This window comes from Flagellimonas algicola (assembly GCF_005937185.1).
In the GTDB taxonomy this organism is placed as follows: Bacteria; Bacteroidota; Bacteroidia; order Flavobacteriales; family Flavobacteriaceae; genus Flagellimonas; species Flagellimonas algicola.
Genome location: NZ_VCNI01000002.1, coordinates 1576230 through 1591575, shown reverse-complemented (window position 1 = coordinate 1591575; position 15346 = coordinate 1576230). Strand labels below are relative to the sequence as shown.

The following is a 15346-nucleotide window of genomic DNA, read 5'->3' as shown; positions in this document are numbered from 1 at the left end:
CAAAGATGTACAGCATGAAACATTCCATATTTCTCTTTTCTGCTTTGGTATTGACCCTTTTATCACAAAATGATCTTAATGCCCAATGCTATGTGGAAAATCTTTCACCTTCGTCATTCGATTTTACCGAAGCAGGAGGTACCCAAACGAACAGTATCGTCTATACCAACGGATCGTGTACCTATTCGTTGACTTTTTCCAACATCCCATCATGGATAACCAGTGTAACCCAACCCAACTCCTATCAGGTAGTGGTTACTTGTCAGGCCAACCAAGGGGGAAGCCGTAATGCTTTAATAAACTATTCCTATAATGGACAGATGCAAAGTTTTGCAGTTTCTCAGGACGCCAACCCCAATCCACCTCCAGCTCCGAATATCCCAACTGTGGTGGCAAACAGTAATGGATGTGGTCAGGCTACTTTGCAACGTTCAGGAAACCCACCAAGTGGGGTGACCTGGTACTGGCAGGGGACAAATTCCAGTGGAACCAGTACATCATCCTCCCTCAACGCTGCCAACAACAATTACACGGCAACCCAGACGGGCACCTATTACATAAGGGCAAGGGGTGGCAATGGACTATGGAGTCCATCTGCATCCAGAGCGGTTTCAGTAATTGATTTGGAGCCTGGCGTTATTGAAAACAACAACGTATCTATATGCTCTGGTGATGACCCTCCTCAAATAGACAGTTTTGAAGAGGCCTATGGAAGTGTTGGGGGTCATACTTACCAATGGGAACGGTCTCTGAATGGAGGAGCATGGACAGAAATCGGTAATGCCAATGATAGTTTTTACGATCCTCCAGCCGGGCTCACACTGAACGCAAAATATCGAAGAAAGGCCTCCTGTGGTTCACAAGAGGTGATTTCCAATGAAGCAACTGTAACGGTAGACCCTTTGCCTGGAATTGCCAGTGGAAATGACGTTTCACGATGCGGATCCGGAACATTGACGCTTTCTGCCACGGCGGGGACAAACGGTAACTCAATACGATGGTACAGCACGTCAACAGGGGGTACTTCCTTGCACACCGGAATCAATTTTGGAACTCCCAGTTTGAGTGCAACCACTTCCTATTATGCCGAAAGCTATAATAGTACAACAGGGTGTACCGCCACTTCTAGAAAACTCATTAGAGCGGTAATTAATCCGATACCTGGAAGTGCCACCGGAAACAATACTTCCCGTTGTGGAACCGGCACCGTGACCTTGACCGCCAATCTGGGTACAAATGCCAATACGATTCGATGGTATACAGCATCTTCTGGGGGCACTCTCCTCCATACCGGCACCTCCTTTACAACTCCAAGTTTAAGCTCAACCACAACTTACTTCGCGGAAAGCTATAATAGCACCACAGGTTGTGTGGCTGGTTCACGTACACCTATCCAAGCCCAGGTCGAGTCCGTAATTACATGGTACCTGGACGCAGACGGCGACGGACATGCAATATCCACTTCACAAAGCTGTTCCAGTCCAGGAGCGGATTTTACCCAGACAGTGCTTCCCCTTGACGATTGTGACGATGGTAATTCCGGCATACAGGGACCCGTTGTTTGGTATTTGGATTCAGATGGTGACGGTCTTGGGGATCCAAATGAGCCAAGCGATCCATCCTGTACCGCTCCGGCCAACCACGTGGCCGATAACACGGATCAATGCCCGGGATATGGATCGCCCACCAATCAGTGCGAAATACCGGCTAGCAATGATCCGGAGACACACAACTACATTTATACCCGAACCTACCAAAGTGAGGTAGCTACAGTACCCACTCTCAAGTTTGGGAATGACGACGCCTATGTCCAACAGATTACCTTTTTTGATGGGCTGGGACGACCCCAACAGCAAAATGCCATCCGCCAGTCACCGGACAACAAGGATGTCATCACCCATATTGGGTATGATGAGTATGGCAGACAGGACAAGGAATGGTTGCCCCTTTACGAACCTTTAGGTTCCCTCGGGGATTTCCGTACCGGTAATCTGGAAGCGGACACTCGTGGGTATTATGAGAACCATGCGGATTATGGTCTGGATTTCCCAACAACAAGCGGAATAGATGTAAATGCCTACTCCCAAAAGGATTTTGAGCCATCCCCATTGAACAGGGTGCTAAAACAGGCCGCCCCTGGGGAGGACTGGAAATTGGGCAATGGACATGAGATTGAGTTTGATTACAAATCCAATAGCGCCTCGGACAACGTAAAGCAGTACAGGGTAAGCTTGGTATTTGCCAGCAATACCTATACGCCCACCTTGGTGGATGATGGAACTTATACGGCCAAGGAATTGTATAAGCACATCACTTATGACGAAAACCACGATGGCAGCAGTTCCAATCTGCATACCACAGAGGAATTTACGGATAAACAGGGCCGGGTGGTGCTCAAACGTACCTATGCAAAAGTCGGGTCGCCGAGCGAAGTCGAGGCACATGACACCTATTATGTCTATGACGATTTTGGCAACCTCACCTTTGTGCTCCCACCTTTGGTGGACACTTCGGCTACCATAGATCAGACTATATTGGACAACCTTTGTTACCAATATGCCTATGATCACCGCAACCGCTTGGTGGAAAAACAGCTGCCCGGAAAGGAAAGGGAGTTTATTATATATAACAAGCTGGATCAGCCCGTAATGACCCAAGATGCGAATCTTCGGGAAGGAACAGGCCCGGACACATGGCTCTTTACCCACTATGATGCCCATGGAAGGGTTGCTTATACCGGAAAGCTTACCTATGCCAACGATACCCAGCGTACCTACGTGCAACAACAAGTGGACAATTATATACAAGACCAAGAGAACAACGGAGTGGTAGATCCAAAACTTTGGGTAAACAAACGCAGTCTTACCGATGGCCCACTTACCATTGCGGGAAGTGAGGTACATTATTCTGGCATTGAATACACAGGTGCCACCATTACGGAGGTACTGACTGTAAATTATTATGACAACTACGAATTTGATACGGCCAATGAAGGTGCTTCGCCAACTGATGTCTTTAATGAACCAGTGGATGACCGTACCCAAGGTCTGGCCACAGGAAGTTTGGTAAAAGTACTGACCACCAATGACTGGATTACTACCGTGACGCGTTATGACGACAAGGGTCGAGCCATCTATACCTATAGCCAGAATGACTATCTGCAAACCACGGACATGGTGGAGAGCCAACTGGATTTTGTGGGCAAGCCCCTAAAGGTACGCAGCCAACATACCCGCAACGGTAATACCGTGGTTACCTTGGACAACTTTACCTATGATCATGTGGGCCGTTTGCTTAGCCAGACCCAATGTATTGGCGACCAGACCCTGGGCGAAAGCTGTGATCAGGTCAACGTGGAAGCAAACCCTGTGGTGAACACCTCATTGGTTACCCAAGGCACCGTTGGTACCCAGAGCGTGACCATTGCCAACCCAAGCCCCTCAGAACCTGTAGTGGTAACTGGAGGTACTTTTAGGGTAGACCCCAATGCCGGGAGCAGTGGTGCGGATCAGGAGCTTATTGTATATAACGATTACGACGAGCTGGGACAGTTAAAGTCTAAAAAAGTGGGTGGTGACCCGAATGCCAGTACCCTGGGTCTTCAGACTGTGGACTACGGCTATAACGTTAGGGGTTGGTTAAAGAGCATTAACCAGGATGCGAATGCGGACAACGACCTCTTTAATTTTGGGATCAACTACAATACGGTTGCCCATGGAGGAACCGCCCTATTTAACGGAAACATAGCCGAGACCCAGTGGGAAACAGCAAATGATAACATACAGCGCTGGTACCATTATGGCTACGATGCCCTGAACCGGATTACCGGAGCCACAAGCAATACTGGAAATTACGATGTGGCCAATATCACCTACGACAAGAACGGGAACATCCAGACCCTGAACCGTGACGGATGGCAGGACAATGGCGGTGGTACTGTTTACCCGGATATGGATATCCTGGATTATGACTACAATGCTGGCAATAGATTGTTAAAGGTGACCGATACCGGAAATACCAATTTTGGTTTTAAGGATCCCACAACCACAGGCAACGATTACCGTTATGATGATAATGGCAACCTAGTGATGGACCAAAACAAGGGAATAGGAAACGATGCGGTGGATGGCATAAGCTATAACCACCTGAATCTTCCTACAAGCGTTGTGATAAATGGCCAAACAATTTCCTATATTTACGACGCCGCGGGAACCAAGTTACGGAAGAACGCGGAAGGTTCTGTGACAGATTATGCCGGTAACTATGTGTATACAGACAATAATGGGACACCCGTGTTGGAGTTCTTGAGTCATCCAGAGGGTTACGCTAGCCCAGATGGACAGGGCGCCTATGACTATGTGTACCAATACAAAGACCATTTGGGCAACATTAGATTGTCTTTTATGGACAACAACGGTACCACCGAAATTGTGGAGGAAAACAACTACTACCCCTTTGGCCTTAAGCACAAAGGGTACAACGATACTACTTCTCCTCTTGGGAACAGTGTGGCCAATAGATGGAAGTTTGGTGGAAAGGAATTGGATGATAGTTTTAATGATGCCTTGGCTACTTATGATTTTGGTGCGAGGAACTATAGCCCCGATTTAGGTAGGTGGATGAATGTTGATCCGTTAGCGGATTTGCTTACTCAATATGACAAATCTCCTTACGCATATGCATGGAACAATCCAATATTTTTTATCGATCCAGATGGAGAGTCTCCATGTCCTCCTGGTATAGATTGTGAAAATCCATTACCGAATATGCAAAGGATAAGGGTGAATAGGGCAAGTAATTTAGGAGCAGGATATACTAGGACGAATGGTACGCAATGGCATGCAGGACATGATTTGTATGCGCCTGTAGGAACAAGCGTTAGATCTTCTATGGCAGGAGAGGTAGTAGCAGAAGGAAATAGTTCCTCGTATGGGAATTATGTGACAATCAAGACAACACATACAAGAACGGAGACCGTGAATGGCGAGACTACGGAAACAACAGACACTTATTATACTTTTTATGCACATTTGGAGGAAACATCAGTTGAAGAAGGAGATACAGTGGAGGCTGGAGATGAAATAGGTACTTCAGGAATATCCGGAAATGCTAGTAATTTGACAGGAGACAATGAACATTTACATTTTGAAATTGGGACAGAGTTGAGGAGTGAGAATAGTTCTTTCCTGAAGAAAGACTCCCTCCTTGATGCTAATAAAGGTTATAATGGTGTGTCGTTTGCTAGTCAGGATCCAGAAGCAACAAATCAAAGCGATAAAGGTGTTGTTAAGACGCAAATTTCTATAGGATACAATCCTCAAACCGGTAAACAATATTTGATTCTTAAAAGAACAAACCAAAATTATAGCTCAAGTAGTGCTAATGGGACTGATGAACAGCCAACTTATAATATTTTGGAAATAGAACAGTAAACTTTTAATAATAAAACAATTATTGCAAAATGAAATTAAAAATGTATTTCACCATAACATTGGTAATCTTCCTTATAGTTTTTTATTCCTGTTTGGGAAATAACAATACTAAAACAAATGTAAAAAGTGAAGCAGCTGAAACAAGTAACAACGTTGGTGTTGTTAATAAATCAGATAAGGAAAAAGAACCTGTTGTGGAGAACGGGTCTGATGCCATTAGATTTTTAAAGTCCAAAGGGATTGTAGGCTCCGAGTATTCTGATAAAATGGCAATGTCTTATGAATCTAAAGTTTACCGTTCTCTTAAATATTGTTTGTTGAAGTTAAATTATGACGAGAGCCTTGGTAACGATTATTCGGAAGATCCGGTAATCAACTTCTTGTATATAAAGAAAGGAGAAGATTTGATTAACTTAATAGTATTATATACTATTAATGAGGAGGATTTGACTTTTTCATTCAATATTGAAAAAATTCCTTTTTATAAATATTATGATTCGTCTACTGGTTGGCACAAGTATTATTCGTATTTGCCTCTTAAGGAAAATTTCATTGAGACTAGACAATTGGACGAATCAGAAGAAATAAAAAAGGAATCGATAAGATTAGGAGAAAACTTGGGTTATCAAATTAAATCAAGCTCTGACATCGAAAAATTTACCGTGATCGAAAAACCAAAAGTCAAGTAATGTCTTAAACTGGTTATTTTAACTTCAAACAACCAACAACAGCAGTTCATTATGAGCTGCTGTTTTTTTATGGAGTAATGGAAATAACGGTTTATCACCCGCCCAACCCCTCTACCCTTTTTTTAGCTGGTTAAGTGGACGAGTTGATGTTCTTAGCGTTTTTATCTGAACTTAGGTTTTCGGTATTTGGACTTCACGCAAAACATCTAGTTCGGAATGTTGTTCCATTTTCAATTCTGAATAGACCCTTAACCTTTCGACCTAAGAGAAAGAACCAAGAACTTAGTCCCAAGACCAAAACAATTTACAATGGACAATTAGCAATGATCAATATTCAACAGATCATTTTCAGTTTTCCATTTTCCATTTTCAATTCTGAACACGCCTTACCCTTAACCCAAATTCTGCTCCGTTTGAAGAATAATTTTCCCTGCCAGCCACAAAATCATTACATTTAATTCCTAAATAAACTATCAACCTTTACCTACTTGAACCTACGACTTTTCTGCGCTGCTATAGCCCTACTTTTTTCTGTACATGTCCAGTCCCAGTTGGAAGCCTCCATTTGGTATTTTGGAACCAATGCAGGTCTGGACTTTAGGAGTGGTGCCCCCGTTGCCTTGGAAGATGGCGAACTGGTGACCAAGGAAGGATGCGCAACCATCTCAGACCCTTTGGGCAACTTACTTTTTTATACGGATGGTTCCACGGTTTGGAACCGCAACCATATCATCATGCCCAATGGTACGGGATTGTTGGGAAATTCTACTTCCTCACAATCTGCAATCATAGTCCCCAAACCTAACGACTCCAACATCTTTTACATAATTACGGTATCTTATGAAGGAGTGGCTGACGGTGTTAATTATTCCGAAGTGGACATGGGCTTAAATGGCGGATTGGGAGATGTTACCGTAAAAAATGTGCACCTGTATGGCCCATCAATGGAAAAATTGACTGCTGTGGAACATGCCAACGGCAGGGATATTTGGGTAATAACCCACGATTGGGCCAATGCAGATTTTTTGACCTACTTGGTTACTCCTGCTGGCGTAAACACCACCCCGGTGGTTAGCACCGTAGGCATGGATTTGTCCGGTAGTCTCGATACCACGGCAGCCATTGGTTATTTAAAAGCTTCCCCTGATGGGACCAAGGTGGCGGTTAGCCATAGGGACGCCGGTTCTGAGCTACTGGATTTTGATACTACCACGGGCATCCTCAGCAACCCCATTCTCCTGACAACAGAAGGGATGCAATATGGCGTGGAATTTTCACCTTCGAGCAAGATACTGTACCTAAGCCCGTTTACGGAGTTTCTCTACCAATATGACCTCACAGCGGCAGACATTCCAGGCAGTGCCATCAATATCAATGAAAATAACGTAGGTGAAGCCGCATTGCAGTTGGGCATTGATGGTAAAATTTATGCCACCAATTTTCTTAGGAATACCTTGAGCGTAATCCATGATCCCAATGTCCTTGGCCTTGGCTGTAATTATGAATTCGCCGCAATTGACCTAGGGTCTGGGGAAGCTTTTTGGGGACTTCCACCGTTTATACAGTCTTTTTTCTTTATCAGCGATATCCAGGCAGACAATCTTTGCCTGGGCGATACCACGGAATTTAGCATCAACGTCTCAGAACCTATAGTTTCTATTTCATGGGACTTCGGAGATGGGAATACCTCCACAGATGAAAACCCAACCCATACCTACACCTTTCCCGGTAATTATACGGTCTCCGTAACGGTGACCACTGCTTCTGAAACCCAAGTGGAAACCAGGGACATTGTGATTTCTGAAGTTCCTGTCGCAAACCCTGTAACCGATCCAGTAGTTTGTAACGCCACAAACACTTATAATTTTGATTTGTCCACTTTGGATACAGAGGTATTGGGAACCCAATCTGCTACGGATTTTGTGGTGTCCTATCATACTATACTTGCGGATGCGGATACGAATAGCAATCCAATGAGTTCCATCAGCACTTTTGGATTGGGAGCCACCCCGGTTTTTGTGCGTATATCCAATCGTGCAGATCGGGATTGTTATGATACCACAGCTTTTACCATAAACATCTATTTGCAGCCTAGCTTGCACGCAGTTACCGATTGGACCGTCTGTGATGATGATACGGACGGGGTATATAACTTTGATCTTACCTCTAAAGATGCTGAAGTATTAAATGGGCAAGATGTCTCCACATTTGCCGTTAGCTACCACAGTTCCCAAACGGATGCGGACAATAGGGCCAATGCTTTGGGAGCATCCTATATCAATACCCTGCCGGTGGAAACTCTTTTCTTCAGAATAGAAAACAGTGGCGAAACTGATTGTTATGAGACCGGGAGCTTTGCCATTGAAGTGATCGAGCAAGTGGTAGCAAATACACCTGTCAATCTCGAAATCTGCGATACGGACAACAACGGAAATGCCACTTTTGATCTGAGTTTGGTGGAAACCGAGATTATTGGTGCACAAAATCCGGCCAGTTTGGTAATTTCCTATCACAGTACCAAAGCGGATGCGGACGCAAACACCAATCCTCTGGCTACGAACTTTGACAGTACCAACTATCAAGAAACCATTTATGTACGCCTGGCCAATGCCTCCAATTTGGATTGCTACGATACTACCTCCTTTCAACTCTTGATTTTTGATACTCCGGTAGTTTCTATCGTATCGGACTGGTACGCCTGCGATGACGATAACGATGGGGTTCTTTCTTTTGATTTGACCGAGAAGACTTCCGAAATCTTGTCTAGCTTCCCTAGTGGGACGGTTTCATTTCATGAAACCCAAAATGATGCCGATTTGGACCAAAACCCGATTGTTGGAAATTATTTCAATACAGCCAATCCGCAAACCATCTATTTTAGGATTGAAAATTCGGGTAATGCCAATTGCTACAATTTGGGGCAGTTTCAAATTCAGGTATTTGATACCCCTTCCGCAACCATGCCAATGGATATTGTGGTCTGCGATGTGGACGAAACCGGCCGTTACACTTTTGACCTTGGCCAAAAGGATTTGGAAATTTTGAACGGGCAGGCTCCAAATGTATTTGAAGTACTGTACTTCAGTTCGGAAATGGACGCCTTGAACAATACAAATGCCTTGCTAGCAACTGCTTACAATAGCAATTCGGCAAGTGATGTCATTTATGCACGGGTGCACAATCCACTTTTTTCGGATTGTTTTGCCATTACCAATTTTTCGGTGTTGATCAACCCCTTGCCCCAGATAGGATTACAGGATACTTACGTCATTTGCCCGGACAGTCCAGACCTTACTATTCAGGCTGACATATTTGAATCTTATGAATGGACAGATAGCGCCGGACAGGTTTTGGGTAATGCCCAAGAACAATTTATTGCAGCGTTGGGCAATTACAGCTTGACCGTCACCGAGACCACGAACGGGGTCACTTGCACTAACGCCTTCAATTTTGAAGTAGTGTCTTCAGGGGCTCCAGATAGCTTTACCGTGTCAACTGATGGGGTTTCAGACGAGATAACCCTTACTGTGGATGCTGTGGGCATTGGCACTTTTGAATATTCCATAGATGGGATCAACTACCAAACAGACAATCAATTTATGGTCTTTCCCGGGAGATATATCGTATACGTGCGCGACCCCTTTGAATGCCGTACCCTAAGCCAGGAGATCATTGCCTTGGGATATCAAAAATTCTTTTCACCCAATGGGGACAACCACCATGAATATTGGAATGTAATCGGTGCGGAACAATTCCCAAATTCCCTGCTTTTCATCTATGATAGACTGGGTAAATTACTGTGTCAGATTTCTCCCCAAGGACAAGGCTGGGATGGTACGTATTTAAGACGTCCCATGCCCGCATCAGACTATTGGTTTCGCTTCGAATATGGTGAAGGCGAAGTACTTACAGGCCATTTTACCTTAAAAAGGTAATATTTACATTACTATACTCATTTTTCGTACAACACTTCTCGGAAAAAAGCGTTAACTACCTACAGAATCTTATACATGAGACCTACAATTACCGTTTTGCTACTGGCATTGCTGTTAAGTGCCTGTGGCCCAATGCGCAACCTACAAAAAGTAGAAACGCGCATTCCCTGTCTGGGATCAGTGGGAAAAAGCAGTACCACCTTGTTTACCAAAGATTTTCAAAAAGCCGGGGAACCAAGCTTGGATACCCCTCTGGAAGTTTCATTGAATGTCTTTGATTTTTCCCAGTCCACACTTTCAAAGTATAGGAAATTCAAAGAGCGCCAGGGAGTAAAAGCCACAGACTCGTTGAAAAATTCTACCCAGGCGGCTAATTCCAAATACTACAAGTTGAGGGTTTCGGATCTGGTGGGTCTCAAAGCTCAATTGAACGCTGCCAAAAACCTTACCCTGAAAGAATACCTACAGGACGATTCGGACTTGGAAGTTTTAACGGGTATCTCATTTGTTGCCAAGGGGGGTCTCGACTCAAAATTACGGACCGCCCATCACTTTTATCTCAAAGAATCTCGTGGAACCTTGGTATTGGAGGCGCATAACGGAAAACAGTTTTCTACCATAGAGATGGCGGGACTTGAGATTTTTGATTTTGAAACCTCCCAACTCTGCTGGAAACGAAACCATAGGGGCAAATTGGAAATTGCCACAATTACAGATTCAGGAAGCCGTTGTCCAGGAGATACTGAAAAGGATCCCAACAAATTGGATTCCACCAAAAACTATTTGAAACTATGAGTCTGAATAAATTACTATTGTGCCTACTGGCAGCAGTTCTGCTTGCTTTAGGTTGTGAAGATATCCTGGAAGTACCGGACATTTCTACCCAAATGGTGGACATTCTGGCCCCAACCGAGGGAAGTGTGCTCACCACCAATGCCATATCCCTGAATTGGGAAGAGATAGAGGATGCGACTGCCTACCAAGTGCAGATTGCGACTCCCAGCTTTGAAAATGCAGCCCAATTGGTATTGGACAGTATTGTGGAAGTGGATTCCCTGGACCAGATCAAAACCCGGATCCATCAAGATTTGTTCAATGGAAACTATCAATGGCGGGTAAAAGCCGTGAACAGCGGTTATGAAACGGCCTATTCATTGAGTGGTTTTCAAGTGAACGGGGATGAAAATTTGGATCTGACCCCTCCCAATACCCCCCAACCTGTAAGTCCGGCCAATGGAGCATCGCTTACTGCAACCGAAGTCAACTTTTCATGGACACGGGTAGATGTTGCAGGCAGTGCGGAACGCGACAGCATCTTTATCTATGCTGATGAAAGTTTACAGTCCTTGGAAACCAAGGGCTTGGGAGCCAACAAGACCTTTACCACCAACTTATCCGATGGAACTTTTTATTGGGTAGTGCGCGCGTATGATGCTGCCGGCAACCAAAGCGGGGACAGCAATACTTTTAATTTTACCATCAGCAATTGAGCAAACGAACCAAGACATATTTGCTTTTAGGTGTAGTCCTGGTTATCTGGGGCTTGATCGGGTTTAAGGTGGTAAATACCCTTTCTCCGAACGAAGAACCTTCAATTGTACAAAAGCAAGCCGTGGATATTCCCACGGCAACCATTAAAAAGGATACGTTTACGCTTTATGCCAACTATAGAGACCCCTTTTTGGGCACCTTGCAAAATCCGAATAAGAAGGTAAAAAGAAAGGTTTCCAAAAAGACCGACCAACCCAAAAAGAACATTGCTTATGCCGGTTTGGTATCTCAGGCGAGTTCTGGAAAATCCATGTTCTTTGTTACCATAGATGGGCAACAGCATATGATGTCCCCCAATCAGGAAGTGGACGGGGTACGATTGCTTAGCGGAAATGTGAGCAAAATACGTGTGAGGTACAACGGCCAACACGAGACCATTACCCTTTCTGAATGATGGGATTAAAAAAAATAAGGGCAGGGGCACTACAATTCGTGCTTTTTGTGGGCGCCATAATAGCTGTGCTGCTCATGTCTTTTGTACTGGTTTCCTATACCCAGGTCCTATTCAAAAAGAAAACCGATGTCACCTTAGATTTGATTCAAGCTGCTCAAACCGGACTGGAAAGTTCCTTTAAGGAACCCATGCAAGAGGGGAAACCAATGGAGATGTCCATTCAGGCGACCTCGGAAATGGAAGTGACTGTATCCAAAAAAACTTGGGGACTACTGGAATTGAGGGAGGTGATGGCGAAAAAAGGTAAATTGCAGTTTTCCAAGATCGGATTCGTGGGAAAAACGATTGAAAATCGCCCCGCTCTATATCTTCAAGACAACCAAAGACCCATGGTGATAGCGGGAAAGGCCAGGATCAAAGGAGATGCTTTCCTGCCCCAAAGGGGAATCAAAAGAGGAAACATCCGAGGACAGGGATATACCGGCTCCCACTTGATCTACGGTAAAGAGGAAAAAAGCTCATCTACCCTGCCCCAATTGGATTTGGAACTACAATCCCAGCTTGAGACCCTAACCCAGCCATTTTTTCAGCCCAAGGGGGAGACAATCCGAATTCAAAAAGGAATGATTTTAAGGCAAAGTTTCAAGGAGGAAACCAAGGTCATCAAAGGAGAATTTTTGGAATTGGACAAGGTAACACTTAGCGGAAACGTCGTGGTCTGGGCAGCACATAAAATAATTGTTCATCCGTCTTCGCAGCTTAAAGATGTGCTCCTTATCGCACCTCAAATAGAGATAAAGGACCAGGTTTCTGGAAATTTTCAAGCATTGGCCAGTAGAACCATCAAAGTGGGGCAAGCTTGTAATCTGGAATATCCAACTGTACTTGCCGTCCATCAACCCAAAATAGGAGAGCTGGACAAGAATAAAAGAACACCGCCGAACATGACTATGGACAAGGGATCAACAGTTAGGGGGATGATGGTTTATCAGACCAAAAATGAGATAAATAAGTCCATGACCCATATCCATGTTGCGGAAAAAGCAATGCTCATTGGGTCCATGTTGTGCCAAGGGAATTTGGAACTTAAGGGAAGTGTACTAGGGAGTGTGGCTACACAAGGATTTATTGCCCTGGAAAATGGGAGTGCCTACCAAAACCATTTGTTCAATGGCACCATAGATTTTAGTGCCCTACCCCAAAAATTTTCCGGATTACCCTATCAAAATGAACAACCAAACAGCATTGTCAAATGGCTGTACTAAAAAAGTTAAGGGCCTCAACCCTCATGGAAACCTTGGTGGCAACCATTTTAATCGTGCTTGTCTTTATGTTGTCCAGTATGTTATTGAATTCAATATTGACAAACACCGTTGGACAAAATGATGAGCTGGTAAGACAAGAATTTCTGCTCTTAAAATACCGATATGAGCATGGAACACTGCCATTGCCGTATTACGCGGAGTTGGAACATTGGGAAATAGCTGTGGTGGAAAATGAAGAACTAAACTCATCTGGAGTTTCATTTACCGCGCTCCACACCAAAACCAATAAGGAAATCTTATATCAGATGGATCATGAACCTTGAAAACTCTAAAATAAAGGCCTTTACCCTAACAGAAATGTTGGTGGTCCTGTTGATCACCAGCATCGTGATTAGTTTGGGGTTTTCCGTACTGCGCTTGGTCCAGCAACAGATGTATACCATTGGTGGAATCTACGAAAGTAATACGGAGGCCAATCTATTGAGGCAAAGTTTGTGGGTAGATTTTAACCGACATGATGGTGTTTGGTATGATGAGCAAAGGAATGAACTTGTCTTTGCCAATGAACTGAAAAATACCGTTTATCAATGGCAGCAAGATTATGTGGTCAAGGAAAGGGATACTTTCTTTCTAAAGACACATGAAGCGACGTATTATTTTAATGGATTACCAACACAATCCAGTGAGGTGGATGCGCTGGATTTCTCCGTAGGGAACGAGGGCAAAAAACAAAGAATTGTGGTTTATAAAACCAATGCGGCCACCACTTATCTAAATCAATAGTTATGGGATTCAAATTGGAACATACCATGAATACGGAAGCTCCCAAAACGTCCAAAACGGATGGATTGGAGCAATTGCTTAAAAAAGAGATCTCCTTGTTCGGCTACATGTTCAATTCCAAAAAAAAGGAATCTTTCTACAGTGAATTGGCAGTGTTGCTAAAGGCAGGAATCCATTTGAGGGAGGCCCTTGACCTGATCAAGGAGAACCAAAAGAAAGAGAAATTTCAGCATTTTTATTCCCAAATGTTGAACGAATTGGATGCTGGACACAGTTTTTCCGAGATTCTAGAGTCCAGAAAAGAATTCACGGAATATGAGCATTATTCCATAAAAATTGGAGAGGAAAGCGGAAACCTTGGCAAGATTACCCAAGAGTTGGGAAATTATTTTGCACAAAAAAACGAACAGCGCAGAAATCTTTTGAACGCGCTGACCTACCCTATGATCATATTGGCAACGGCCATTCTGGTCGTGGTATTTATGCTCCGAATGGTGGTTCCCATGTTTGAGGACATTTTTAAGCAAAATGGGGTGGAACTGCCTACAATTACCGTTTGGATCATCTCTGCATCCAATTTTATAAAAGATTATGGTTTGCTCATAATCTTTGCCGTTTTGGGTTTTCTCATATTCAGAAAACCCCTGCTGAAAAATCCCAAAATCAAAAGAAGAAGAGATTTTCTATTGCTCAGGGTTCCATTTGTAGGGGAATTTGTCAAAACGGTCTACATGTCCCAGTTTGCCCAAACCACAGCCTTATTGACCTCATCAAAGGTGCCCATGTTGAACAGCATTCAAATGGTGAAGAAAATGATCACTTTTACCCCTTTGCAGGAAGCATTGGGCAGTATGGAAAATAAAATCATGAAAGGTATCAGCCTACATGAGAGCATCAGGGGCAACAGGCTTTTTGATAACCGTATGTCTTCCTTGGTCAAAGTGGCCGAAGAGACCAATCAGACCGAATATATCTTCGATAAATTGAGCCAGCAATATGCCAGGGAGGTTCAGCAAAAGTCCAAAATGCTGTCCACCATCATGGAGCCCCTGATCATCGTGGTCGTTGGTTTTTTCGTTGGTGTCATCCTTGTATCCATGTATCTTCCCATGTTCAGGTTGAGCAGTGTTTTGGGTGGATAGTTTTTACTACTTTTACCCTAATTAACCGTACACGATACCGTACACGTTTTTGGACAAAATTGGCGGAAAAAGACCGGGTTTTGTACCCCATTGGGGAGCTCATAACCCGAAGGTCACAGGTTCGAGTCCTGTTCCCGCTACTAAGAAAGTCATGA

10 protein-coding genes are annotated in these 15346 nt (G+C 44.0%); all 10 read left to right on the top strand.

Features of this window, described 5'->3' with window-relative positions:
• The first annotated feature begins 14 nt into the window (after positions 1-14).
• The 10 genes from FGG15_RS15960 (at position 15) to FGG15_RS15915 (ending at position 15191) form a co-directional block, all read left to right on the top strand.
• Positions 15-5432, top strand: a complete 5418-nt coding sequence (locus tag FGG15_RS15960; RefSeq protein WP_237561837.1) for a DUF6443 domain-containing protein — start codon at positions 15-17, stop codon at positions 5430-5432.
• Positions 5433-5461: 29 nt separating this feature from the next.
• Positions 5462-6121 (top strand): hypothetical protein, encoded by a 660-nt coding sequence (locus FGG15_RS15955; RefSeq protein WP_138838031.1) that lies wholly within the window; start codon positions 5462-5464, stop codon positions 6119-6121.
• A gap of 488 nt (positions 6122-6609) precedes the next feature.
• On the top strand, positions 6610-10056 hold the full coding sequence (locus tag FGG15_RS15950) for a T9SS type B sorting domain-containing protein (RefSeq protein WP_138838029.1): 3447 nt from the start codon (positions 6610-6612) through the stop codon (positions 10054-10056).
• A gap of 75 nt (positions 10057-10131) precedes the next feature.
• A complete protein-coding gene (locus tag FGG15_RS15945) occupies positions 10132-10851 on the top strand; it encodes a hypothetical protein (protein ID WP_138838027.1) in 720 nt (239 codons plus the stop codon).
• Complete coding sequence (locus tag FGG15_RS20225) at positions 10848-11546, top strand: hypothetical protein (RefSeq protein WP_202619565.1); 699 nt, start codon at positions 10848-10850, stop codon at positions 11544-11546. The genes FGG15_RS15945 and FGG15_RS20225 overlap by 4 nt, the downstream gene beginning before the upstream one ends.
• On the top strand, positions 11543-12001 hold the full coding sequence (locus FGG15_RS15935) for a hypothetical protein (protein WP_138838025.1): 459 nt from the start codon (positions 11543-11545) through the stop codon (positions 11999-12001). Before FGG15_RS20225 ends, FGG15_RS15935 begins: the two co-directional genes overlap by 4 nt.
• Complete coding sequence (locus FGG15_RS15930) at positions 11998-13266, top strand: hypothetical protein (RefSeq protein WP_138838023.1); 1269 nt, start codon at positions 11998-12000, stop codon at positions 13264-13266. The genes FGG15_RS15935 and FGG15_RS15930 overlap by 4 nt, the downstream gene beginning before the upstream one ends.
• The gene (locus FGG15_RS15925; RefSeq protein WP_138838021.1) at positions 13254-13589 is read left to right on the top strand and encodes a hypothetical protein; all 336 of its coding nucleotides are present in this window, start codon (positions 13254-13256) and stop codon (positions 13587-13589) included. Before FGG15_RS15930 ends, FGG15_RS15925 begins: the two co-directional genes overlap by 13 nt.
• A complete protein-coding gene (locus FGG15_RS15920; protein ID WP_138838019.1) occupies positions 13579-14049 on the top strand; it encodes a PulJ/GspJ family protein in 471 nt (156 codons plus the stop codon). The genes FGG15_RS15925 and FGG15_RS15920 overlap by 11 nt, the downstream gene beginning before the upstream one ends.
• Before the next feature lie 2 nt (positions 14050-14051).
• Positions 14052-15191: a type II secretion system F family protein gene (locus FGG15_RS15915; protein WP_138838016.1), complete on the top strand. Its 1140-nt coding sequence runs from the start codon at positions 14052-14054 to the stop codon at positions 15189-15191.
• The last annotated feature ends 155 nt before the right edge of the window (positions 15192-15346 follow it).